Below are 22,927 nucleotides of genomic sequence, written 5' to 3'. Positions count from 1 at the left end.
ATGTCCACCTCAGCCCAGTTCGACTTTACACCGCTACTCGCGGCCGGCCTGCCTGCCCCGGCCGCACGCTGGACAGGGCTCGCCAAATACAGCTTCGTCGGCGGCAACAACGATCCCGACCAGGTCCCGGTCGACGGGCTGCTGGAGGCGGTCAACGCCGTGTTGAAGCGCGAGGGCAGGAATCTGGCGACCTACAATCTCGCGCACGGGCCGCAGGGCTATCTGCCGCTGCGCCAGTTCCTGACCGAGAAGCTGAAGCGCGACGCCGGGATTGCCTGCACGCCGGACGAGATCATGATCGTCTCCGGCTCGCTGCAGGCGCTCGATCTTGTCAATCACACCTTGCTCGCCAAGGGCGATACCGTGCTGATCGAGCAGGAAACCTATCAGGGCTCACTGAACCGGCTGACACGGCTCGGCGTCAATGCGGTCGGCATTCCCCTCGATGGCGAGGGCATCAGGATCGATGCGCTGGCTGCGGCACTCGCCGATCACAAGCGGCGCGGCATCACGCCGAAATACATCTACACCATCCCGACAGTGCAGAACCCGACCGGCTCGATCCTTCCCGAGAGCCGCCGCGCCGGGATGCTGAAGCTGTCAAGGGAATACGGCGTGCCGATCTTCGAGGACGATTGCTATGCCGATTTGATCTGGAACGGCGAACGGCCGCCCGCGATCTATGCGATGAGTAAGCATGGCGGCGTGATCCATATCGGCTCGTTCTCCAAATCGATCGCGCCTGCGCTGCGGGTCGGCTTCATCGTAGCGCCCTGGGGGATCATGTCGCGAATGCTGCCGCTGAAGACCGACGCCGGCTCCGGCGCACTGGAGCAGATGGTGCTCGCGGAATATTGCGCACCGAATTTTTCGACCCATGTGCCGCGCCTGACCAAGGGCCTGCGCGCCAAGCTCGATACGCTGATGGAGGCGTTGAACGAGCAGTTCGGCACCGCGGCCGAATTCGAGGCGCCCAAGGGCGGCATCTTCCTCTGGGTCAAGCTGCCCGACAATGTCGACACGCTGAAGCTCTATCAGGCGGCGCTTGCCGCCGGCGTCTCGATCAATCCGGGACCGGAATGGTCGACCAGCAAGGCCCATTCCGGCAGCCGGCTCCGCCTCTGCTTCGCCAGCCCCTCGCACGAGCAGATCCGCGAGGGCGTTGCCGCGCTGGCCGAGGTGTGCCGCAAGGAGTTCGGCGTGCCGGCGCGCAGCAGCAATGTGGAGAAGCGCGGCTAGATCATGATGACTTTGCGCTGAAGCGAGTTGCGGACTCCGATTCACCTCGCCCCTGCGGGGAGAGGTCGGAACGCATCGTCAGATGCGTTCCGTGTGAGGGGGAGCCTCCGCAACCTCAGCTATCACCGGATATGCGGAGGCAGCCCCTCACCCCAACCCTCTCCCCGTAAGAACGGGGCGAGGGAGCGCAGCGCGCTTGCGGTCGCCATTCGATCTGATCTCATCATGCTCTACGGATCTGCGCGCCTACCTCACCGAGAACGGCGCCTGATAGGGCCGGCCGAACGGCACGCCGTTGACCACGGTCTGCACCGGCTTTAGCAGCAGATTGCCGTCGCGCTTGTTGTTGCGGGTATCGACGAAGGAGACCGGGCCTTCGACGAGATCCATGATCGCGACGTCGCCGGGCGCGCCACGCTGCAGGGTGCCGACCTTCGGGGTCCGGTTGATGATCCGCGCCGGCGCCGAGGTCGCCATCGCCACCACCTGATCCAGCGACGAGCCCATCGCCAGGAACTTGCTCATCACGTTCGGCAGGAACGGAATGCCGGGCGAGTTGCCCGAGAAGACGTGGATGTCGGAGGAGATCGTATCGGGCGCGCAGCCGGCGGGGATCGCGACTTCGGCCACCGTGAAATCGAAGCTGCCGCCGCCATGGCCGACGTCGAACAGCACGCCGCGCTGCTTGGCCGCGAGCGCCGCCGGCAACAGCTTGCCCTCCTGGACGATATTGGTGAAAGCGCCGGACATGTTCGGCGCGCCGGAATAGGCGTGGGTCAGGATATCGCCCGGCCGCAGCAGATCGAGGATGTCGGACATCAGCTCCCTGGTCTCGACGCCGCCGATATGTACCATCATCCGCGCCGGCCAGCCGCACATCTCGCAGGCCTGGATGCCGCGCTTCAGCGGCTCGAGGCCGTGCTTGAAGATGACGTTTTCCGACATCCGCACCTTGACCCCGATCAGGAAGTCGGGGTTCTCGGCCAGCGCCATCGCGCAGGCTTCGACCTGGGCGTTGTCGATGTTGTAGAGCTCGGCCACCGGGAATGCCGACAGGCCGTTGTTGGCGATGTGGACGAAGGCGTAGATCCGCGCCCGCGATTGCGCGACGATGAAGCGCCGCAGCGCCGCGAGGTTGTTGACGCCGGCGTCGCCCGCCGAGACCACCGTCGTGGTGCCCTGGAATTGCACCAGCTCGTCGGCGGGAATGCCGATCGCCGATCCGTACGGGTAGACGTGGCAGTGCAGATCGACCAGACCCGGCATCACGAGCTTGCCCGACGCGTCAATGGTCCTGGCGGCGCGAGCAGCCGCGATATCGTCTTCGATCGCCTCGATGATGCCCCAGCGGATGCCGATGTCGCGCTTGCCGCGCAGCGACTGGCTGGGATCGATGACATCGCCGTTCTTGATCACGAGGTCGAACTTGTCGTCCGGCCCCATCGCCGCAGCGGCCGGCCTCGCGATGGCTGCGGCAGCGGCCGATCCCGTCACTTTCAAAAAATCCCGGCGTGAAAATTCGCTCATGGCAACGTCCCCCCGAACATTGATTTTTATGGCGCGATGATGCGTCGGACGCAGCGGTTAGGCAAGGCCGGGAAAGCCGCCCGTGCGCTCGCTCATCGGTTGTGCGCACCAACACGCGACGGCAGCAGCGTTCGAGGCAGTTGCTGAACAAGCGTTCAGAAAACTCCTCTGATTCCTGCGGAACGTTTCAATCTCCGTACGGTTTTCTCTTCGCTTATTTGAGGAGGATGAGATGAAAAAGATTGGCTTTGTTCTCGCGGCGGTTGGTGCGCTTGCGGTGGCCGTTCCGTCGATCGCGAGCGCCGAGACGGTCGTGATCAGACATGGCGGTCATCATCACTGGGACCGCGGCTGGGGCGCACGCGCCGAAATGCGCCATGACCGTGGCTGGCATCGCGGTTGGCATCATGGCTGGCATCACGGCCATGACCGGACGGTGATCATCAAGCGTCATCACTACTAAGGACCGACACAACGGAAAATGGCTCCTCACGGAGCCATTTTCTTTTCTGCTTCCTCAGGGCCAGCGGCCTCAATCCCACGCCGGCGCAAACCCCGGATTGACGCAGCGCATGTCCTTGGGCAGCGCGGCAATCGCCTTGCGGTCCGCGTCGTCGAGCTTGACCTTCAGTGCGTCGAGATTGGCCTTTTGGCTTTCGGCGCGCGAGGCTTTCGGAATAGCCGCCACTCCATCCTGATCGAGCAGCCATTTCAGCGCCACCTGCGCCGCGGTCGCATCATGCTTGCTGCCGATTTTCGCCAGCGTCTCGTCGGTGGCGAAGCGGCCCTGGGCGAGCGGACAATAGGCCACCAGCGGGATCGATTTCGCGGCGAGATATTTGCGCACCGGCGTCTGGTCCAGCATCGCGTGATATTCGATCTGGTTGCAGGCGATCGGCGCCTTGATGTCCTCGACCACGGTCTTGAGCAGCGCGGTGGTGAAATTGGCGACGCCGATCGCGCGAGTGCGGCCTTCCTCCCTCAGCTTCATCAGCGTCTCGAAGACGGCAGGCAGCTTCATACTCCGCGACGGCCAGTGCACCAGATAGAGATCGACGTGATCGAGCCGCAGCTTCTTCAGGCTGGCGTCGAACGCTGTCCGGATCGCATCCGGCGCCAGGTTCTCGTGCCAGACCTTGGTGGTCACGTGCAGGTCCCTGCGCGCGACATTCGAGGCAGCGATCGCCGCCCCGATCGCCTCTTCATTGCCGTACATCTCGGCGGTGTCGATATGCCGATAGCCGAGCCCAAGCGCGCTCTCGACCGCCGCGCGGCAGGTATCGCCCTGCATGCGGAAGGTGCCGAGCCCGAGCTGCGGCAGGCTGATGCCCTGTGTCTGCAGATTTTCCATGGATAGCTCCTGACGCGTGGGACGCCGATGCCATCGACGACGTCACGCCAGCAAATCGTTTCGTGGGAATGAAATTGGCAGGACTGCCGACACGCAGTCTGCCCGCAAACCGGGCCCTCGGGCAAGACGCCGGCAATCAAGATGTCGCGACGGATCAGAGACGGCGCTAGATGTGCTGCGCCATGATCTGGCCGGGCCGCGCGTCCGGCCGCGGCTCGATATAGACCGACCAGAGGTCGTGGTTGTCGACGTCCTTCAGCGTCACCGTCATCACGCCGGTCTTGCCGTCGATGTCGACGCGGCCGAAGAATTGCAGCCCGAAGCACGGCGCGAGATTGTCGCCCTGCTCGGCCGAGCAGCCCTTCTGGTACATCGCCTTCGGGCCAAAGGTGTTGTCGAGCTCGCCCGGCGACCAGGTGCCGGCATGCAGCGGACCGGAGACGAACTCCCAGAACGGCTCGAACTCCTGGAACACCGCGCGGTTCGGATCATAGTGATGCGCGGCGGTGTAGTGCATGTCGGCGGTGAGCCACACCGTGTTGCGGACCCCGGCGCGCTTCATGAAGGACAACAGATCGGCGATCTCGTGCTCGCGCCGCGCGGGCGGCCCGTCGCCGAGCGCGACCGCATCGAGGCTGACGAGGCCGATCGGCAGATCCGCCGCGATCACCTTCCAGACAGCATCCGACGCCACCAGCTCCCGCTTCAGCCAGGCGAGCTGGCTCTGGCCGAGGATGCAGGCGTGGTCCGGATCGCCCTGCTTGTTCCAGCTGGAATCGCGATAGGAGCGCATGTCGATGATGAAGACGTCGAGCAGCGGCCCGTAGGGAATCTTGCGGTAGACGCGGCCATCGCGCTCCGGCATCAGCCGCATGGGCATGAATTCGTGGAAGGCGCGGCGTGCCCGTGCCACCAGGCGCGAGCTGCCGTCCGCCTCATAGCCGGTCGCATCGGTGGTGCCGAGTGGCGACCAGTCGTCGGCCACCTCGTGGTCGTCCCACTGCGCGAACATCGGCACCTCGGCGTGGAAGGCGCGGAAACTCTCGTCGAGCCAGTTGTATTTGTAGTTGCCGCGAAACTGATCGAGGCTCTGCGCGACGACGGATTTCTCCTCGGTGACGATGTTGCGCCAGATCTCACCGTTTGGGAGTTTCTGCTCCGACGGCACCGTGCAATCGGCGTAGATGTGATCGCCGGAATGGATGAAGAAGTCCGGACGCTCGTCCAGCATGGTGCGGTAGCTGCGCAAGCCGCCGCGCGCGGGGTCGATGCCCCAGCCCTGCCCGACGACGTCGCCGGACCAGACGAACGAGACGGGACGCCGGTCGGCCGGCGCGGTTCGGAAATGGCCGACCCGGCTTTCGCCTGATGTGCCCTCGCGGTCCTCGAAGCGCACGCGATAGAACAGGTCCTGGCCCGGCGGCAGGCCGTCGAGCAGCAGCTTGGCGGTGAAGTCGCGCTCGGGCAGCGCATCGGCGGACACGGTGCGCAGGATGCTGGCGAAGCTTTCGACCGCGGCGCATTCGATGTGCATCCGCGCGGCGCGATCGGCGCGCGCCCAGATGACAGCGGAATCGCTTGCCACGTCGCCGGACTGGATGCCCGCAATCGCGGGCCGATCCGCGGCGCGGCTCAGATACGGTCTTGCCAGCGCGCCGAATCCCGCCAGCGCCGCGGTCGACGCCGAGCGCACCAGAAGCTGGCGCCGGGTGAGGCCTCGCCGCCTCGCGGAGTTCGCTGTCGGCATCGAATAACCTTCGTCGAATCGCAACGAAGGTTTTGCCTGCGCTCCTTGACTCCGGCCTTACGGTTTCTTGACTCTCCGCCGACGGTTTTGCGACGGCGGGATGACTCGGGGGCGGCTGCTGGGACGGCGGCCCCGGATATCGAGCGCTCAAGCACCAAACCCGTCATCCTGAGGAGGTCGCGAAGCGGCCGTCTCGAAGGATGAACGGCCCGTCCGTGGCCGATCCATCCTTCGAGACGGCCGCTTCGCTCGCACCTCAGGATGACGGGTCAAGGATTGACGCACTTCGAGAAAGCAGAGGCGCGAGAGCGCCGCCTCACCGATGCCAGTTGCAGATGCCGCCGGTGCGGCACGGCCAGGTCTGGATCCGTGTGTCACGGGCCTCCGCATCGAGCGGGTTCGAGTGGCGGCGCGCGAGCTTGGCACGGGCGGGCACGCGCGCTTCCGCGCGCTTCTTCTCGTGCGGCGCGGTCACCCTAGTGGTCCGCACGGCTTTCTTCGGCGCGACTTTCGGCTCCTCGACCTGCGGCTCGACATTCGCATGCTGATCGGGGCCATGGTCGGTCTTCGCCTCGACCGGAACGGGCTCGAACAGCGCCGGCGGGCCAAGCGGCTTCGGCGACAACACTGCGCGTGAAAGATCGAGGCTGAAGAACTCGCTGGGGCGATACTCGTCAGCCAACGCCACGCCGCCCAAAGCCAGGCACGCGGTACAAACGGTTGCAACAAAAGCGTTTTTCAGGACCATCAAACGGCCTCCTGAAATCACTCGAACAGACAGCCATCATGTAGGGGCTCGGGCGTACGAATCCAGCCACCGCTTGCAGGCAGGGTTGCCGGTCAACCAGGGCGGCTGTGGAAAGTTCCCCGGCCTTACTCCGCCGCCTGCGCCAGCGGCTGGCTGATCGCGCGCTCCAGCCGAGCGCATTCGGTGCGGTAGCGGGCGACGTTGCCCTCCTTGATGTGGCCATAACCACGCACGAGCTCCGCAGCCTTCGCCAGCGCCACGAGGCGCGGCAAGTCGAGCGGCTTCTTGCCGTCGAGGTGACGCAGGATCATCGCCGAATACTCGACCGGCAATGCGCGCTCCATCTTGCGCTCGGCGGTATAGCCGAAGATGTCGAAGGCGGTGCCGCGCAGGCCCTTCAGCCTTGCAAGCATGCCGAACGCCGTGAAGATCCACGGACCGAATTCACGCTTCTGCAGCCGCCCGGTGACGGGATCGCGCTGGGCCAGCAGCGGCGGCGCCAGCAAGACCTTCAAGCCGGAATTGCCTTGGAATTGTTCCCTCAAGGCCTTGCTGAACTCGCCGTCGGAATAGAGCCGCGCGACTTCGTATTCATCCTTGTAGGCCATCAGCTTGAACAGGCCCTTTGCGAAGGCCTCCGTCAGGTCCTGCGAGCCCGGCGCGGCCGCCGCCTCGGCGGTGCGGACGCGCGCTACATCGTCGAGATAGCGCCTGGCGTAGGCCGCGTCCTGATAGTCGGTGAGGAATTTGGCGCGGAACGCGATCGCCTCATCAAGCGTCTTCTTGGCCGGCGCGGCGCCGGCGCTCTTGAAGCGTGCGGCGCTGACCACGCGTTGCAGATCATGCGCGGCGAGCCGGCCCCACGAGAACGCGGTCTTGTTCATCTCGATGGCGGCGCCGTTGAGCTCGATCGCCTTCAGGATCGCTTCCAGCGACAGCGGGATCGCGCCGCGCTGAAAGGCAAAACCGAGCATGAAGGCGTTGGTGGCGATGCTGTCGCCCATCAGCGCGGTGGCAAGCCCGGTGGCATCGAGGATATCGAGGTCGCCAGGCGTCACCGCGCCGTTTAGCGCATCGCGCATCGAGCTGGCTTCGAAGTCGATATCGGGATCGATCACGAAGCTCGCGGTCGGCAAGAGATCGGCGTTGACCACGGCGCGGGTGACGCCGCGCTCGGCGCGGCTCAGCGCTGGCACGCTGGTGGCGACGACGAGGTCGCAGCCGAGGATCAGGTTGGCATTGCCCGGTGCGATGCGCACCGTGGTCAGCATGTCGGAGGCGGGCGCGAGCCGGACATGGCTCATCACGGCGCCGTTCTTCTGCGACAGGCCGGTGAAGTCGAGCGTCGAACAGGCGAGCCCCTCGACATGCGCGGCCATGCCGAGCAGCGCGCCGATGGTGATCACACCGGTGCCGCCGATGCCGGTGATCAGGATGTTGTAGGGATTGCTCAACGCGGCCACAGGCGGCGTCGGCAAGTCGGCGAACAACGCCTTGGGTTCGGCGGCAGCGCGGTCCGCCTTGCGCAGCTTGGGGTCCTGCACCATCACAAAGCTCGGGCAAAAGCCCTCGATGCAGGAGAAATCCTTGTTGCAGTTCGACTGGTCGATGCGGCGCTTGCGGCCGAGTTCGGTCTCCAGCGGCTGCACCGAGACGCAGTTCGACGCCACCGAGCAGTCGCCGCAACCCTCGCAGACGCGCTCATTGATGAAGACGCGCTTGGCCGGATCGGGGAACAGCCCGCGCTTGCGGCGACGGCGCTTCTCGGCGGCGCAGGTCTGGTCGTAGATCAGGACGGTGAGGCCCTCGATCTCGCGCAGGATGCGCTGCACGGCATCGAGCTCGCGGCGATGATGAATGGTAGCGCCGGCCGGGAAATAATTGGCGGGATATTTGTCTGGATCGTCGGAGACGATCGCGAGCCGCTTGGTGCCCTCCGCCCAGACCTGGTGTGCGATCTGCGACACCGTAAAGCCGCCCTCGGCCGGCTGGCCGCCGGTCATCGCAACCGCATCGTTGTAGAGGATCTTGTAGGTGATGTTGACGCCGGCCGCGGCCGCTGCGCGCAGCGCCAGCAAGCCGGAATGGGTGTAGGTGCCGTCGCCGAGGTTCTGGAACACATGCTGTTCGCTGGTGAACGGCGCCTGCCCGATCCAGCTCACGCCCTCCGCGCCCATATGCGAGATGGTCTGGGTGTTGCGGTTCGGCACCGACAGCGCCATGCCGTGGCAGCCGATGCCAGCCATGGCGCGGCTGCCCTCGGGGATCTTGGTCGACGAGTTGTGCGGGCAGCCCGAGCAGAAATACGGCGTGCGCTGCAGCTTCGCGGTGCCCGTGCCCTCGGCGGGGCGATCGAACGCCTCGAGTTTTGCCAAACGCTGCTCCAGCAGCGGGCTGCGGTGACCGAGCCGGCGCAGCCGCGCCACCACGGCGGCGGCGACCATGGTCGGCGTCAGCTCGCCCTCGCTCGGCAGCAAGGGAGCGCCGCTCTCGTCGCGCTTGCCGACCACCGAGGGACGCTTGGAGGCGTCCATGTTGTAGAGGATGCGGACCAGCTGGTCCTCGATGAAGCCGCGCTTCTCCTCGACGACCAGCACATCCTGCAGGCCCTCGGCGAAGGCGCGCGCGCCGCGCGCTTCGAGCGGCCAGGTCAGCGCCACCTTGTAGATGCGCAGCCCGAGCGCCTGCGCATCGGCATCGGTGATGCCGAGATCGGCGAGCGCCTGGCGCAGATCGAGATAGGCCTTGCCGGTCGCCATGATGCCGAGCCGCGCCGGCTTCGAATCCAGCACGATGCGATCGAAGCGGTTGACGCGGGCGAAGGCCGCGACCGCCTCCATCTTGGGCCCGTGCAGCCTGCGCTCGGCTTCGAGCGGCGGATCCGGCCAGCGGATCGAGAGCCCGTCCGGCGGCATCTCGAAATCGTCGGGCATGATGATCTTGATGCGATCGGGATCGCTGACGATCGAGGCCGAGCTTTCCACCGTCTCCGAGATCGCCTTGAAGCCGACCCAGCAGCCGGAATAGCGCGACAGCGCGAAGCCGAGGATGCCGAGGTCGAGATAATCCTGCAGCGTCGCCGGATTGACCACCGGCATCAGCGCTGAGGCGAACACCTGCTCGCTCTGATGCGCCAGGGTGGAGGATTGGCAGCCATGGTCGTCGCCGGCCAGCGCGATCACGCCGCCGTTCGGCGAGGTGCCGGCGGAATTGGCGTGCTTGAGCGCATCGAGCGAGCGGTCGACGCCTGGGCCCTTGCCGTACCAGATGCCGAACACGCCATCGACCTTGGCGCCGGGGAACATGCCGACCTGCTGGCTGCCCCACACCGAGGTCGCCGCCAGATCCTCGTTGAGGCCGGGGACGAAGGCGATGTCATGTTCCCTGAGGAAGGATTTCGCCCGCCACAGCGCGTGGTCGTACATGCCGAGCGGCGAGCCGCGGTAACCGGAGATGAAACCGGCGGTGTTCAGCCCCTGCGCGCGGTCGCGTTCGCGCTGCAACATGGGCAATCGGACCAGCGCCTGGGTACCGGAGAGGAAGATTCGTTTCGTATCCAACCGGTACTTGTCGTCCAGTCCAACTTCCATCAACGCCATCAGTTTCCCCGTCAGTCAGCCACGCCGGTCCGGACCGGTCTGATTATCTTCCGAAATGATCATGCATCAGCATGCACTGATTTTGTTATGCATGAACAGCCCCGTTCCATGGCCGCAGCACATATCTCATGTTGCCCAAGCGAGGCCTTGCCGTTCTGCAAGGCCTTGCCGAACCCCGGCATCTTTGAAACGGTGGCGCGCAAAGGGAGACCAAGGATGATTACAGTCGAATCCGCATTCACGACGGAAATCGTGGAGAACGGCAATCTGCTGGTGGGTCCTTGGCGCAGCCCGAAGCAGATGCTGCAGGCCCAGACCTACGACTCCCACGCCTCGATTCACGACGATGCAACCGCGCAGAAGCTCGGCTTTCGCGGCGGCACGATCGAGGGACCGACCCATTTCAGCCAGTTCGCGCCGCTGTGCGAGCGGATCTGGGGCCGCGCCTGGTTCATCACTGGCTGCCTATCCGCGCATTACCGCAACCCGGTGTTCGAAGGCGAAGAGGTGCAGGCCCAGATCGAGAAGCCGAAGCCGGGCCAGACCGTTTGCACGATCGGGATGGTCAGGCGTGACGGCACCGAGATCCTGCGCGGCACCGCCTCGATCGATGGCGACGGCAACGAGACGGCGCTCAGCCGCCGGCTCGGCGAATTGAAGCCGCTGACCGATCCCGTCATCCTCGCCGACATCAAGGTCGGCATGAAGACGCCGCGGCAGGCGATCAAGATAGATTTCGACCAGAACATGGGCGATCTCTATCCGTTTTCGCTTGCCGACAAGCTCAGGGTGATCACCGAGCCGTCGGATTATTATTCGCTGGAGCACAATCCCTGGGGCCGCGCCATCATCCCGATGGAAATGCTGAGCGTGCTGTTCCAGTACCGCGCGCGCGAGGTCCGGCTGCCGGTCCGCGGCCCCGCCGTCGGGCTGTTCGCCGACCAGGAGATCCGTCTTCTGCGCGGGCCGCTCTTCCCCGGCGAGACCTATTGGGTCGAGCGCGAGGTCGTGGCGCTTTCCGGCAGCAAGCGCACCGAGAGCATGTGGGTGCGCTCGACCGTGTTCGATGCCGACAACGCGGTGGTCGCAACCATGCTGCTCAACGGCGCCAGCATGAAGGATTCCTACGCCAACTACCAAAGCGAGCACAAAGCCCTCTACGGCTGAAACAACAGCCGCCTCTTCCGCAAGCCGCCGAAAAAAGGACAACAACAATGGCCCGCCTGCCCTATCTCGAAGCCGATCAGGTCGCCCCCGAATATCGCGACATGCTCAAGCGCAACACCAATCTGCACAAGCTGCTGGTGAACTCGCCGGACATGGCGCGCGCCTTCAACGGCGTCGGCGGCTATATCCGCTTCAAGAGCAAGCTCGATCCGCGCTTACGCGAACTCGCGATCCTGCAGGTCGGCTGGCTCGAGCAGTCGGAATACGAATTCACTCACCATGTGAAGATCGGCAAGGAGTTTGGCGTCACCGACGAGGATATAAAGGGCCTGATCGCGGAGACCAGTGGCCAGCCGTCGAAGCTCGAGCCGCTGGCAAAGGCGATCCTCAAGGGCGCCCGCGAGATGGTGCGCGAGCTCGCGATGTCGGAGGCGACCTTCGCCGAGATCAAGCAACATCTCTCCGACGAGCACATGACCGATCTCGTGCTGACGATCGCATTCTACTGCGCCGTGGTGCGGGTGCTCGCCACCATGCAGATCGACAACGAACCTTACTACAAGGAGGTACTGCAGCAGTACCCGCTACAGGGAGTGAAGTGAGATGCGCCTGCAAGATCGCGTCGCCATCGTCGTCGGTGCAGGCCAAAGCCCCGGCGAGGGCATCGGCAACGGCCGCGCCACCGCGCTGACCTTCGCGCGCGAAGGCGCCAGGGTGCTGTGCGTCGATTACAATCTGGCTTCGGCGCAGGAGACGGTCGACCTGATCGCGGCCAAGGGCGGGACTTCAGTCGCCTTCAAGGCCGACGTCACCAAAAATGCTGACATCAAGGCGATGGTGGCGGACGCACATGGCCGCTGGGGCAGTGTCGACATCCTCCACAACAATGTCGGCGTCAGCCTCTCCGGCGGCGATGCCGAACTGCTTGATATCACCGAGGAGGCGTTCGACCGCTGCGTGGCGATCAATCTGAAGAGCTGCATCCTCGCCGCCAAGCATGTGATCCCGATCATGCGCGCGCAGCAGCGCGGCTCGATCATCAACATCTCGTCGATGGCCGCGATCACGACCTATCCCTACGTCGCCTACAAGGCGACCAAGTCGGCGATGATCGCCTTCACCGAACAGCTCGCCTACCAGAATGCGCAATACGGCATTCGCGCAAACGTGATCCTGCCGGGATTGATGAACACGCCGATGGCGGTGGACACCCGCGCCCGCGAATTCAAGAAGAGCCGCGCCGAGGTCGAGGCCGAGCGCGACAGCAAGGTGCCGCTGCGTCACAAGATGGGCACCGGCTGGGACGTCGCCAATGCCGCGCTGTTTCTCGCCTCCGATGAAGCAAACTTCGTGACCGGCGTCACGTTGCCGGTCGATGGCGGCGCAAGTGTGCGGCGCGGTTAATCGAGACGATTAACCTGTGTGACAATTTGGGATTAATCACTGTGACGAAATCACGCGTTATTGCGCCGCAATGATTCGAAAAAATTGAAGTATTCCAATGACACGGCGATGTGACGACGCGTCCACATAAATCGAAATCCTGACTCGTTGTGGTCGCACGAAATTCATCTGCGCTCTGTATCTCGCACGCCAAGAACTTCTGGAGTGCCTGGACCGATGAGCGAAGAATTCGAACTCAGACCCGATCAGTGGGATGCGCTGAAAGCGTTGCGGGCTCCCGCAGCAAACCCTTCACGGCTGAACAGGTTCGCCGTCGAGAGCCTGATCACGCTCGGCTATGTCGCCGTGCGCGGCGATTCATTTGAGCTGACGCCCGCGGGCCGCAAGGTGCTGGTCCGCGGTTCATCACAATTGCTGCTCGATATCGCAGCCTGATTCCGTTCGAAGCTGACACGAACGAGAGCTTCAGTTTTGATTGAATCAAAGCTGAAGCTCTCGTTTTTTTGTCTTGCCGCGTTTTCTTCACGCGAACCGGTATCCACTTCGCTCGAAAACGCTCTGCACACGCGGCATCATGCCGCGTGTGCTTTTCCAGGGATGGTCGTCTCGCCGTGCTGCGTCAGCGGCTTCATCCCGGTGAGGCTGCGCAGCAGCACGTAGAACACCGGCGTCAGGAACAGGCCGAACACCGTGACGCCGATCATGCCGGAGAACACCGCAACGCCCATCGCGCGCCGCATCTCCGAGCCCGCGCCGGTCGACAGCACCAGCGGCAGCACGCCCATGATGAAGGCCATCGACGTCATCAGAATCGGTCGCAGCCTTAAGCGACTCGCCTCGATCGCGGCACGGATCGGTGACCGCCCGGCGAATTCGAGCTCGCGCGCGAATTCGACGATCAGGATGGCGTTCTTGGCCGACAATCCGACCAGCACGATCAGGCCGATCTGGGTGAAGACGTTGTTGTCGCCCTTCGACAGCCAGACCCCGAACATCGCGGCCAAGAGCCCCATCGGCACGATCATGATGATCGAGAGCGGCAGCGCCAGGCTCTCATAGAGCGCGGCGAGCACCAGGAACACCAGGAGGATCGCCAACGGAAACACCCAGATTCCGGAGTTGCCGGCGATGAACTCCTGATAGGTCAGGTCGGTCCATTCGAAGGCAAAGCCGGGCGGCAGCACTTCGGCCGCGATCCGCGTCGCCGCCTCCTGCGCCTGGCCGGAGGAATAGCCCGGCGCGGCAGCCGCGTTGATGTCCGACGACAGGAAGCCGTTGTAGCGGATCGCGCGTTCCGGACCCGCGCTCTGGCGGACCTTCAGCAACGCCGACAGCGGCACCATGTCGCCCGACGACGAGCGCACCTTCAACTGCCTGATGTCGTCGGCACGCGCGCGGAACGGCGCGTCGGCCTGCACATAGACCGAGTAGGTGCGGCCGAATTTGTTGAAGTCGTTCACATAGTAGGAGCCGAGATAGATCTGCAGCGTGTTGAAGACCTCCGTGACGGGCACGCCGAGTTGCAACGCCTTGGTACGGTCGATATCGGCGAACAGCTGCGGCACGTTGACCTGGAAGCTCGAGAACACGCCGGCAATCTCCGGCGCCTTCTGCATCGCCGCCATGAACGCCTTGGTCGCGTCGTTCAGCGCTTCATAGCCGAGGCCGGCGCGGTCCTCGATCTGCAGCTTGAAGCCGCCGATGGTGCCGAGACCGTTGACCGGCGGCGGCGGGAACATGGCGATGAAGGCATCCTGGATGCCGGCATATTTCTTGTTGAGCGCCGCCGCGATCGCCGGACCGCTGAGCGAGGGATCCTTGCGCTCGTCGAATGGCTTCAAGGTCGAGAACACGATGCCGGCGTTGGAGGAGTTGGTGAAGCCGGAGATCGACAGGCCGGGGAACGCCACGGAGCTTTCGACGCCGGGCTGGGTCAGCGCGATGTCGCTCATCTTGCGGATCACTTCCTCGGTGCGGTCGAGCGTCGCGCCATCGGGCAGCCGCGCAAAGCCGACCAGATACTGCTTGTCCTGGCCCGGCACGAAGCCGCTCGGCACCTGCTTGAACAGCACGCCGGTCAGGCCGATCAGCAGCACATAGAGGCCGATAACCACGGCCTTGCCGTAGATCACCTTGGTGACGGTGCGGCCGTAGTTCTCGGAGGACTTGGTGAAGACCTTGTTGAAGCCGCGGAAGAACCAGCCAAGCGACCTTTCCATGATCCGGGTCAGCCAGTCCTTCGGCTCGTGATGCCCCTTCAGCAGCAGCGCCGACAGCGCCGGCGACAACGTCAGCGAGTTGATCGCTGATATCACGGTCGAGATCGCGATGGTCAGCGCGAACTGCTTGTAGAACTGTCCGGTGAGGCCGGAGATGAAGGCGAGCGGCACGAACACCGCGATCAGGACCAGCGCGATCGCGATGATCGGGCCGGACACTTCGCGCATCGCCTGGTTGGTGGCATCGCGCGGCGACAAGCCGGACTCGATGTTGCGCTCGACGTTCTCGACCACGACGATGGCGTCGTCGACCACGATGCCGATCGCCAGCACCAGGCCGAACAGGCTGAGCGCGTTGATCGAGAAGCCGAACACATGCATCACCGCGAAAGTGCCGACGATCGACACCGGGACCGCGATCAATGGGATGATCGAGGCGCGCCAGGTCTGCAGGAACAGGATCACGACCAGCACGACGAGGGCGACCGCCTCGAGCAGCGTGTGGATGACAGCCTCGATCGACGAACGCACGAATTGGGTCGGATCGTAGACGATCTGGTAGGACACGCCTTCCGGCATGTTCTTCTTGATCTCGGCCATCGTGGCACGGACATGGTCGGAGATCTCCAGCGCATTCGACCCCGGCGCCTGGAAGATCGGGATCGCGACCGCCTGCTTGTTGTCGAGCAGCGAGCGCAGGCCGTATTCGGAGGCGCCGAGCTCGACCCGCGCGACGTCGCGCAGCCGCACCACCTCGCCTGCCGAACCCGTCTTCACCACGATGTCGCCGAACTGCTCCTCGGTCGAGAGCCGTCCCTCGGCGTTGACGGAGAGCTGGAGGTCGATGCCCTTGACGCTGGGCGAGGAGCCGACCACGCCGGCGGCAGCCTCGACGTTCTGGGCCTGGATCGCGCGTACGACGTCGCTCGCGGTCAGCGAATGCTCGGCGGCTTTCTGCGGATCGACCCAGACCCGCATCGAATAGTCGCCGGCGCCATAGAGCTGGACGTCGCCGACGCCGTCGATCCGCGCCAGCCGGTCCTTGACGTTGAGTACCGCGTAGTTGCGCAGATACGTCATGTCATAGCGGTTGTTCGGCGACAGCAGATGCACGACCATGGTGAGGTCGGGCGAGCTCTTCTTGGTGATGATACCGAGCTGGCGCACCACAGCCGGCAGGCGCGGCTCGGCCTGCTGCACGCGATTCTGCACCAGTTGGGTCGCCTTGTCGGGGTCGGTGCCGAGCCGGAACGTCACCGTCAGCGTCATCGCGCCGTCGGTGGTCGCCTGGCTCGACATGTAGAGCATGCCTTCGACGCCGTTGATCTGCTCCTCGATCGGGGTGGCGACCGTCTCGGCGATCACCTTCGGATTGGCGCCGGGATAGGTCGCGCGCACCACGACCGACGGCGGCACCACGTCGGGATATTCCGAGATCGGCATCGCCAGCAGCGAGATCAGCCCGGCCAGGAAGATCAGGATCGAAAGCACGCCGGCGAAGATCGGCCGGTCGATGAAGAATTTTGAGAGATTCATGGCTCCGCCCCCGCGTGCAGCGCCTAGCGCTGCACGACGTGCTGGTTGGTTTCAGTGGATGCCTGCTTCATGCCGCGCGCGCCCATCTCGGCGACTTCCATCTTCAGGAGTGCGCCGGGACGCACGCGCTGCAGGCCGTTGACGACGATGCGGTCGCCGGATTTCAGGCCGGCGGTGACGATCCGCAGGCCATCGACCGAGCCGCCAAGCGTGATGGAACGATAGACGGCGCGGCTGTCGTCGCCGACAAGCATCACGAACTTCTTGTCCTGGTCGGTGCCGACGGCGCGCTCGTCGATCAGCACCAGCGTCTGCTGCTTGGGCTGGCCCATGCGCACACGGGCGAACTGTCCCGGGATCAATCGGCCGTCATCGTTCTTGAACACGGCGCGGACTCGGATGGTGCCGCTCTGCCCGTTGACCTGGTTGTCGATGAGCTGGATGTGCCCCTTGGCGCTGAGGCCGCCCGACGTCACCATGTCGACCGGAATCTGGTCGAGATTGCCGCGCTTGCCGGAGGCATCCGCGATCGAGTTCAGCGCGCGCAGCACCACTTCCTCATCGGCATCGAAGCTCGCATAGATCGGATTGACCGAGACCAGCGAGGTCAGGACCGGTGACGAGGTGCCGGCGGCGACGAGATTGCCGACGGTGACCTCGATCCTGCCGACCCGGCCGTCGACCGGCGCCCGCACCTCGGTGTAGTCGAGATTGAGTTTGGCCGTCTGCAGCGCGGCCTCGGCGGCCTTGACGTTAGCGACTGCCTCGCGGTTGGCGTTGTCGCGCTGGTCGAAATCGCGCTTGGTCACGATGTTGTTGCCAACCAGCTGCGCGCCGCGCTCGACTTCGCTCGTGGTGAACACGACGCGGGCCTTGGCGGCCTCGAGCTGCGCCTGGGCGCGATCGACCTCGGCGGCGTAGGGCGCGGGGTCGATCTTGAACAGGATGTCGCCGGACTTCACCAGCGCGCCCTCGGTGAAGTTGGTCGAAAGGATCGCGCCCGCCACCCGCGGCCGGAGCTGAACCCGGTCGACGGCTTCGAGCCGGCCCGAGAAGTCATCGAACAGCGTGGTCGGCCGCGGCTGGATCACGGCAACGGTGACCGGGACGGCCGGCTCGGGGGCCGCGGCAGTCGCGGTCGCCTGTGCGGCATGGAAATAGTGGCCGGTCGCGATCGAACCGGCCACCGCGAGGGCGCCAAGGATCACGATACCGCCGACGACACGTCGGAAGCGGCCGGAACGGGGATTTTGGATTGACGAGGGCATTCACGCGCTCCAGATATCTGTAGTGTTCGCTACAGATGTGGAGCTGGACGCCGGTTCGCAAGATACTTATGTATCAAGCACTATGAATTTCTTATCTCATTCATGGGGAAATGGGAAGTCGCGGAAAAACATCACGTGCAACAAGAGGATAAGCCAGGGACAATCCGTCATAGAAACGGCACCCGGCTTACGGAGCAACGAAAAATGGGAATGGGACGCCCCCGCGCTTTCGACGCGGACGCCGCTTTGGACCAGGCCATGGATGTGTTCTGGCGCCATGGTTACGAGGGCGCGACGATCGCGCAGCTCACCGAGGCGATGAGCATCAATCCGCCGAGCCTCTACGCCGCCTTTGGCAGCAAGGAGGGTCTGCTGAAGGCCGCGCTCGACCGCTACACCGAGAAGCGCGACGCCTGGATGGAAAAGGTTTTGGGCGCCGCCACCGCCCGAGAGGTGGCCGAACGATTTCTGATGGAGCACGCGGACGCCCAGACCGATCCCGCCAACCCGCCCGGCTGCCTGCTGGTGCAGGGCGGCCTTGCCTGCGGCACCGGCTCGGAGAATGTTCCATTTGAACTGGCAGCGCGCCGCACCCGAACGGAGGACCAATTGCACGAGCGTTTTGTCCGCGCGAAGGCCGAACGCGACCTGGGCGAAAGCGCCGATCCGGCCACCCTTGCCCGCTATCTCTCCGCGGTGACATCAGGCATGTGCGTGATGGCTTCCTCGGGCGCCGACCGCAACGCGCTGCGCGAGATTGCAGCGGTGTCGCTGAAGGCGTTTGATGAGCAGGCGAAGGGTTAAAGCGGTTGAAGGGGTAGAGCGGTTCACGTCAAGCGCCTGCGGCCCCAACGACGTTGGGAGTGACCGGCGATGAAGCATTGGACCGGCTGGCTGCCGGGTCTCACCACGCTGCGTCGATATCAAGCGGCGTGGCTCCCACACGACATCGTCGCCGGGCTGGTGCTCGCGACCATGCTGGTCCCGGTCGGCATCGCCTATGCGGAGGCGTCCGGCCTGCCCGGCATCTACGGGCTCTATGCGACGATCATCCCGCTGCTCGTCTACGCGCTGTTCGGGCCGAGCCGCATCCTTGTCCTTGGGCCGGACTCGGCGCTTGCGGCCATCATCCTCGGCGTCGTCGCTCCGCTGTCTGGCGGCGATCCGATGCGTGCGGCAACCCTGGCCGCCATGATGGCGGTGGTCTCCGGGACGATATGCATCGTCGCGGGTATCGCGCGGCTGGGATTCCTGACCGAGCTTCTCTCCAAGCCGATCCGCTACGGCTACATGAACGGCATTGCCCTGACCGTGCTGATCAGCCAGCTGCCAAAGCTGTTCGGCTTTTCCATTGAAGGCGATGGACCTCTGCGCAGCCTCTGGGCGGTCATCGGAGCAATCGTCGACGGAAAGACGAATTGGGCGACCCTCGGGATCGGCCTTGCGACGCTGGCGGTGATCCTGCTGCTAGCCCGGAACAAGCGGTTGCCCGGCATTCTCATTGCCGTCGTCGCCGCGACGGTCGTCACCGGGGTTCTCGATCTCGGGGCCCGCTTCGGCGTGACGGTCCTGGGTTCGCTTCCCCAGGGCTTGCCGGGATTTGCCATTCCCCGGATCGGCTATGGCGACATCGTGCAGGTGCTGATCGGCGGCTGCGCCGTCGCGCTGGTGTCGTTCGCCGATACCAGCGTCCTGTCGCGCGCCTATGCAGGACGATTGGGCGATCGCGTTGATCCCAACCAGGAGATGGTGGGGCTCGGCGCGGCCAATCTGGCGGCCGGCTTCTTTCAGGGTTTTCCGATCAGCAGCAGCGGATCGCGAACGCCCGTTGCGGAAGCTGCCGGAGCGCGCACGCAATTGACCAGCGTCATCGGCGCGCTGGCCATCGCCTTCCTGCTGCTGATAGCGCCGAATTTGCTGCAGCACTTGCCCAACGCAGCGTTGGCGGCCGTCGTCATCGCCGCTGCGCTCGGCCTGTTTGAGATCGGCGACCTCAGGCGAATCTACCGCATTCAGCAGTGGGAGTTTTGGCTATCGATGGTCTGCTTTGTCGGCGTGGCCGTGCTGGGCGTGATCCCCGGAATAGGCCTCGCCATCGTGCTCGCGATCGTCGAATTCCTGTGGGACGGCTGGCGACCGCATTCCGCCGTGCTGGGCCGCGCCTCCGGCGTGAAGGGCTATCACGACATCACGCGATACCCGGACGCGCGCCAGATCCCCGGCTTGGTGCTGTTCCGGTGGGATGCGCCGCTGTTCTTTGCCAATGCCGAGTTCTTCAAGGAACGCGCGCTGGATGCCGTGGCGAAATCCCCGACGCCGGTGCGCTGGCTGGTGGTCACGGCCGAGCCGGTCACCAGCGTGGACGTGACCGCCGGCGACATTCTCGCCGAGCTCGACGAGGCATTGCATGCACAGAAGATCGAGCTGTGCTTTGCCGAGCTCAAGGATCCCGTCAAGGACAAGCTGAAGAAATTTGGCCTGCTGGCGCAACTTGGCGAAAACAACTTCTTCCCGACCATCGGCGTCGCCGTTGCGCGCTACCTCGAGATCAATGCTGACGTGACCTGGGAGGACTGGGAAGACCGCGTCGCCGAGGCCTAAAGCGCGATGGGTTCAATCGTCAGCGCGCTATAGCGCTTTTGTTTGAGCATGATCTCCGCGCAAACGCTTCGCGTTTGTCGCAGGGAAAACCGCTTCGCACTTTTCCGGATCATGCTTCCCAGCCGTCCGGGCGCATCACCACATCGTCTGTCGCGCGCGCTCCGGCCATTCCCGATCGTATTTTTCGCCGCCGACCGTGTGCTCGCTCATCTCGGCGAGGATCTGGCCCGGCGTCGGCAAGACCTTCGGATCGACCCGCTTGTCCGGATTCCAGAGATCGGAGCGCACGATCGCGCGCGCACACTGGAAATAGATCTCCTCCACATGCATCACGATCACCGTGCGCGGTGCCTTGCCTTCCATCATAAAGGAGGCGAGCAGCTCCGGCTCGGCCGTGACATAAGCGCGGCCGTTGACGCGCAGCGTGCTGCCTGAGCCCGGAATCAGGAACAGCAAGCCGACGCGGGGATCGCGAACGATGTTGCGCAGCGAATCGCAGCGATTGTTGCCGCGGCGATCCGGCATCATCAGCGTCTTCGCATCATGGATGCGCACGAAGCCCGGCAGGTCGCCGCGCGGCGAGCAATCGAGCCCTTCGGGGCCTGCGGTCGCAAGCGACACGAACGGCGACTTCTCGATGAGCACACGATAGAGCGGCGTCACGTGATCGGCGACCTTCACGGTCGACGCGTCGTTCGGGAAGCCGTAGATCGCCTCAAGCTGCTCGACCGTTTCGATCACCGACATTCGTGCCGTTCTCCTATGGTTGCTAGTCGTCCCAGCGTTCGCCCTTGATGATGCGGACAAGCTGTCGCGCATGATAGTCGGCGGTGCCGGAATTGACGATGGTGAAATCGGGCGTCGACGTGCCCTCGTCGACGGTGCGGGCCAGCCGCCGCTCGAGAAGGCCGTCGCTGCTGCGCGCCCGCATCGCGAGCCGCGCGGCCAGCACATCCGGCGGCGCCGTGACCAGCACCACGACAGCATTGGCATAGTTGCGGCGCGCCGCGGCGATCACGGTGCGCGAGACGTTCGCGATCACGGTGCGCCCGGCGCCGATATCGTCGTTGATCGACCGCGACAGCGCGTAGCGATGGCCGTGCGCTTCCCAGTGCATGGCGTAGTCGCCGGCGGCTACCGCGCGCTGGAAGCTCTCCGCGCTGACCTCCTCATTGTCCTCCGACGCCGAGGCCTGGCGGGTGATCAGCCGGCGCGGAAACACGACATCGCGATCATCGCCACAGGCCGCCTTGGCGAACCCCAGCAGCGTATCCTTGCCGGCGCCGCTCGGGCCGACCACCAGGATCAGCCGGCCGGGACCGATTCCGGCGCGCCGATCGGCGACGACGGATGCATCGGTCATGCGACCCTCCCTCCCTCGCGCCAGACGCTGCGCACGACAGGCAGATCGCGCGCAACGTGCACGCGGATCAGGTCGGCGCGCCGGCCGACCGCGATCTCGCCGCGGTCGGTGAGCCCGACCGCTTCGGCCGGCGTCTTGGTCACGGTGCGCACGGCCGAAGCGAGATCGATCGCCGGCACATGCCGCGGCAGCTGCAGCGCCGCCATCAAAAGGCTGGACGGGATGTAGTCCGACGACAGGATATCGAGCATGCCCTCATTGGCGAGATCGACGGCCGCGATGTTGCCGGAGTGCGAGCCGCCGCGCACCACATTCGGCGCGCCCATCAGGATGTCGATGCCGGCGGCGTGCAAGCCTCGCGCGGCTTCCATCGTGGTCGGGAACTCTGCCACCGCGACCTTGTCGTTGACGGCGTCGACCACGTTCTCATCCGTGGTGTCGTCATGGCTCGCCAGCGGGATCCGGTATTCATGCGCCAGCGCGACGATCGCGCGGGTGTTCGCCACCGCATATTCCTTCTGATAGGCGAAGCGCCGTGCGAACAGCACGTCGAGCTGGGCGTCGGTCATGCCGCCGCCCTTGCCGCGATAGTAGTCGCGCAGCTTGACCTCGTCGCGGAACTGGCGCTGGCCCGGCGTGTGGTCCATCAGCGACATCAGCCGCACGTCCGGCCGGTCGATCAGCTCCTTGGCCTCGGCGACCACGTCCGGCATCGGGACCTCGCAGCGCAGATGTAGGAAGTGATCGGCGCGCAGCAGATTCTCCTCGCGCGCCGCCGCGATCGCCGCCGCCAGCACGCCGGCGCGGCCGTCGACATCCTCGGCGCCGTCCTCGCGCCAGACCCGCAGCGAATCCAGCACCGTGGTGATGCCTGAGGTCGCGAGCTGCCCGTCATAGGAGATCACGGCCGCGACCGGATTCCAGAACACCTTCGGCCGCGGCACATAGTGCATCTCGAGATGGTCGGTGTGCAGCTCGATCAGCCCGGGCATCAGGAGATCGCCGCCGGCATCCTCGGCGGCCTCGGGCGCCCTGCCCTCGTCGAACTCGGCGATCTTGCCATCAGCAATCGCGACCCAGCCCTGCTCGATCACGCGATCGGCGAGGACCAGCCGGGCGTTGCCGATGATGGTGTCTTGCTTGGCGGTCATTTCAAAC

At 64.9% G+C, this 22,927-nt stretch carries 18 protein-coding genes; 8 read left to right on the top strand and 10 right to left on the bottom strand.

All coding sequences use genetic code 11. The annotated features are described in order from the left end of the window. Complete coding sequence (locus ACVMDN_RS06745; RefSeq protein WP_057015199.1) at window positions 1–1,239, top strand: aminotransferase-like domain-containing protein; 1,239 nt, start codon at window positions 1–3, stop codon at window positions 1,237–1,239. Between the two features lie 246 nt (window positions 1,240–1,485). Here ACVMDN_RS06745 and ACVMDN_RS06740 read toward each other — a convergent pair whose 3' ends face one another. Then, the gene (locus ACVMDN_RS06740) at window positions 1,486–2,766 is read right to left on the bottom strand and encodes an amidohydrolase family protein (RefSeq protein ID WP_057015421.1); all 1,281 of its coding nucleotides are present in this window, start codon (window positions 2,764–2,766) and stop codon (window positions 1,486–1,488) included. Window positions 2,767–2,998: 232 nt separating this feature from the next. Between ACVMDN_RS06740 and ACVMDN_RS06735 the strand changes: the two genes are divergently transcribed. Then, the gene (locus tag ACVMDN_RS06735; RefSeq protein WP_050387960.1) at window positions 2,999–3,229 is read left to right on the top strand and encodes a hypothetical protein; all 231 of its coding nucleotides are present in this window, start codon (window positions 2,999–3,001) and stop codon (window positions 3,227–3,229) included. 69 nt (window positions 3,230–3,298) lie between these two features. Here the strand turns inward: ACVMDN_RS06735 and ACVMDN_RS06730 are convergent, their stop codons facing one another. From ACVMDN_RS06730 to ACVMDN_RS06715, 4 genes are all read right to left on the bottom strand, one after another. Continuing rightward, complete coding sequence (locus ACVMDN_RS06730) at window positions 3,299–4,117, bottom strand: aldo/keto reductase (RefSeq protein WP_057015422.1); 819 nt, start codon at window positions 4,115–4,117, stop codon at window positions 3,299–3,301. A 166-nt stretch (window positions 4,118–4,283) separates the two neighbouring features. Beyond that, complete coding sequence (locus ACVMDN_RS06725; protein WP_057015423.1) at window positions 4,284–5,864, bottom strand: alkaline phosphatase D family protein; 1,581 nt, start codon at window positions 5,862–5,864, stop codon at window positions 4,284–4,286. A gap of 316 nt (window positions 5,865–6,180) precedes the next feature. Further along, a complete protein-coding gene (locus tag ACVMDN_RS06720; RefSeq protein WP_057015424.1) occupies window positions 6,181–6,612 on the bottom strand; it encodes a hypothetical protein in 432 nt (143 codons plus the stop codon). A 125-nt stretch (window positions 6,613–6,737) separates the two neighbouring features. Then, the gene (locus ACVMDN_RS06715) at window positions 6,738–10,211 is read right to left on the bottom strand and encodes an indolepyruvate ferredoxin oxidoreductase family protein (RefSeq protein WP_076828988.1); all 3,474 of its coding nucleotides are present in this window, start codon (window positions 10,209–10,211) and stop codon (window positions 6,738–6,740) included. Between the two features lie 216 nt (window positions 10,212–10,427). Between ACVMDN_RS06715 and ACVMDN_RS06710 the strand changes: the two genes are divergently transcribed. The 4 genes from ACVMDN_RS06710 to ACVMDN_RS06695 all read left to right on the top strand — a co-directional run bounded on the left by ACVMDN_RS06710 (window position 10,428) and on the right by ACVMDN_RS06695 (window position 13,217). Then, window positions 10,428–11,378 carry a hotdog fold domain-containing protein gene (locus ACVMDN_RS06710; RefSeq protein WP_076828990.1) on the top strand — a complete coding sequence of 317 codons (951 nt, stop codon included), beginning with the start codon at window positions 10,428–10,430 and terminating at the stop codon, window positions 11,376–11,378. A gap of 47 nt (window positions 11,379–11,425) precedes the next feature. Continuing rightward, complete coding sequence (locus ACVMDN_RS06705) at window positions 11,426–11,980, top strand: carboxymuconolactone decarboxylase family protein (RefSeq protein ID WP_057015427.1); 555 nt, start codon at window positions 11,426–11,428, stop codon at window positions 11,978–11,980. Window position 11,981: 1 nt separating this feature from the next. Further along, window positions 11,982–12,782 (top strand): SDR family NAD(P)-dependent oxidoreductase, encoded by an 801-nt coding sequence (locus ACVMDN_RS06700; protein ID WP_057015428.1) that lies wholly within the window; start codon window positions 11,982–11,984, stop codon window positions 12,780–12,782. 216 nt (window positions 12,783–12,998) lie between these two features. After that, a complete protein-coding gene (locus tag ACVMDN_RS06695) occupies window positions 12,999–13,217 on the top strand; it encodes a hypothetical protein (protein WP_076828992.1) in 219 nt (72 codons plus the stop codon). Between the two features lie 137 nt (window positions 13,218–13,354). On the opposite strand, the gene ACVMDN_RS06690 is transcribed toward ACVMDN_RS06695, so the two are convergent. Continuing rightward, window positions 13,355–16,537, bottom strand: a complete 3,183-nt coding sequence (locus tag ACVMDN_RS06690; protein ID WP_076828993.1) for an efflux RND transporter permease subunit — start codon at window positions 16,535–16,537, stop codon at window positions 13,355–13,357. A gap of 23 nt (window positions 16,538–16,560) precedes the next feature. Continuing rightward, window positions 16,561–17,805: an efflux RND transporter periplasmic adaptor subunit gene (locus ACVMDN_RS06685; RefSeq protein WP_076828995.1), complete on the bottom strand. Its 1,245-nt coding sequence runs from the start codon at window positions 17,803–17,805 to the stop codon at window positions 16,561–16,563. A gap of 204 nt (window positions 17,806–18,009) precedes the next feature. On the opposite strand from ACVMDN_RS06685, the gene ACVMDN_RS06680 reads away from it, so the two are divergent. After that, window positions 18,010–18,609: a TetR/AcrR family transcriptional regulator gene (locus ACVMDN_RS06680; RefSeq protein ID WP_076828997.1), complete on the top strand. Its 600-nt coding sequence runs from the start codon at window positions 18,010–18,012 to the stop codon at window positions 18,607–18,609. A gap of 69 nt (window positions 18,610–18,678) precedes the next feature. Further along, on the top strand, window positions 18,679–20,406 hold the full coding sequence (locus ACVMDN_RS06675) for a SulP family inorganic anion transporter (RefSeq protein ID WP_141341809.1): 1,728 nt from the start codon (window positions 18,679–18,681) through the stop codon (window positions 20,404–20,406). 135 nt (window positions 20,407–20,541) lie between these two features. Here ACVMDN_RS06675 and ACVMDN_RS06670 read toward each other — a convergent pair whose 3' ends face one another. The 3 genes from ACVMDN_RS06670 to ACVMDN_RS06660 are packed head-to-tail and all read right to left on the bottom strand — an operon-like array spanning window position 20,542 to window position 22,920. Beyond that, window positions 20,542–21,153, bottom strand: a complete 612-nt coding sequence (locus tag ACVMDN_RS06670) for a pyridoxamine 5'-phosphate oxidase family protein (protein ID WP_057015434.1) — start codon at window positions 21,151–21,153, stop codon at window positions 20,542–20,544. Window positions 21,154–21,175: 22 nt separating this feature from the next. After that, entirely contained in the window at window positions 21,176–21,769 is a 594-nt protein-coding gene (phnN, locus tag ACVMDN_RS06665; protein ID WP_057015435.1) for a phosphonate metabolism protein/1,5-bisphosphokinase (PRPP-forming) PhnN, read from the bottom strand. Beyond that, window positions 21,766–22,920: an alpha-D-ribose 1-methylphosphonate 5-triphosphate diphosphatase gene (locus ACVMDN_RS06660; protein ID WP_076829001.1), complete on the bottom strand. Its 1,155-nt coding sequence runs from the start codon at window positions 22,918–22,920 to the stop codon at window positions 21,766–21,768. Before ACVMDN_RS06660 ends, phnN begins: the two co-directional genes overlap by 4 nt. Window positions 22,921–22,927: the final 7 nt, after the last annotated feature.

The organism is Bradyrhizobium sp. USDA 4510, from assembly GCF_054059095.1.
This window is presented reverse-complemented; position numbering and strand designations above follow the sequence as displayed.

Excerpts from the sequence above, each read along its gene's own strand:
- ACVMDN_RS06745 (WP_057015199.1), top strand. The coding sequence starts at position 1 with ATGTCCACCTCAGCCCAGTTCGACTTTACACCGCTACTCGCGGCCGGC.
- ACVMDN_RS06740 (WP_057015421.1), bottom strand. The coding sequence starts at position 2,766 with ATGAGCGAATTTTCACGCCGGGATTTTTTGAAAGTGACGGGATCGGCC.
- ACVMDN_RS06735 (WP_050387960.1), top strand. The coding sequence starts at position 2,999 with ATGAAAAAGATTGGCTTTGTTCTCGCGGCGGTTGGTGCGCTTGCGGTG.
- ACVMDN_RS06730 (WP_057015422.1), bottom strand. The coding sequence starts at position 4,117 with ATGGAAAATCTGCAGACACAGGGCATCAGCCTGCCGCAGCTCGGGCTC.
- ACVMDN_RS06725 (WP_057015423.1), bottom strand. The coding sequence starts at position 5,864 with ATGCCGACAGCGAACTCCGCGAGGCGGCGAGGCCTCACCCGGCGCCAG.
- ACVMDN_RS06720 (WP_057015424.1), bottom strand. The coding sequence starts at position 6,612 with ATGGTCCTGAAAAACGCTTTTGTTGCAACCGTTTGTACCGCGTGCCTG.
- ACVMDN_RS06715 (WP_076828988.1), bottom strand. The coding sequence starts at position 10,211 with ATGGCGTTGATGGAAGTTGGACTGGACGACAAGTACCGGTTGGATACG.
- ACVMDN_RS06710 (WP_076828990.1), top strand. The coding sequence starts at position 10,428 with ATGATTACAGTCGAATCCGCATTCACGACGGAAATCGTGGAGAACGGC.
- ACVMDN_RS06705 (WP_057015427.1), top strand. The coding sequence starts at position 11,426 with ATGGCCCGCCTGCCCTATCTCGAAGCCGATCAGGTCGCCCCCGAATAT.
- ACVMDN_RS06700 (WP_057015428.1), top strand. The coding sequence starts at position 11,982 with ATGCGCCTGCAAGATCGCGTCGCCATCGTCGTCGGTGCAGGCCAAAGC.
- ACVMDN_RS06695 (WP_076828992.1), top strand. The coding sequence starts at position 12,999 with ATGAGCGAAGAATTCGAACTCAGACCCGATCAGTGGGATGCGCTGAAA.
- ACVMDN_RS06690 (WP_076828993.1), bottom strand. The coding sequence starts at position 16,537 with ATGAATCTCTCAAAATTCTTCATCGACCGGCCGATCTTCGCCGGCGTG.
- ACVMDN_RS06685 (WP_076828995.1), bottom strand. The coding sequence starts at position 17,805 with ATGCCCTCGTCAATCCAAAATCCCCGTTCCGGCCGCTTCCGACGTGTC.
- ACVMDN_RS06680 (WP_076828997.1), top strand. The coding sequence starts at position 18,010 with ATGGGAATGGGACGCCCCCGCGCTTTCGACGCGGACGCCGCTTTGGAC.
- ACVMDN_RS06675 (WP_141341809.1), top strand. The coding sequence starts at position 18,679 with ATGAAGCATTGGACCGGCTGGCTGCCGGGTCTCACCACGCTGCGTCGA.
- ACVMDN_RS06670 (WP_057015434.1), bottom strand. The coding sequence starts at position 21,153 with ATGTCGGTGATCGAAACGGTCGAGCAGCTTGAGGCGATCTACGGCTTC.
- phnN (WP_057015435.1), bottom strand. The coding sequence starts at position 21,769 with ATGACCGATGCATCCGTCGTCGCCGATCGGCGCGCCGGAATCGGTCCC.
- ACVMDN_RS06660 (WP_076829001.1), bottom strand. The coding sequence starts at position 22,920 with ATGACCGCCAAGCAAGACACCATCATCGGCAACGCCCGGCTGGTCCTC.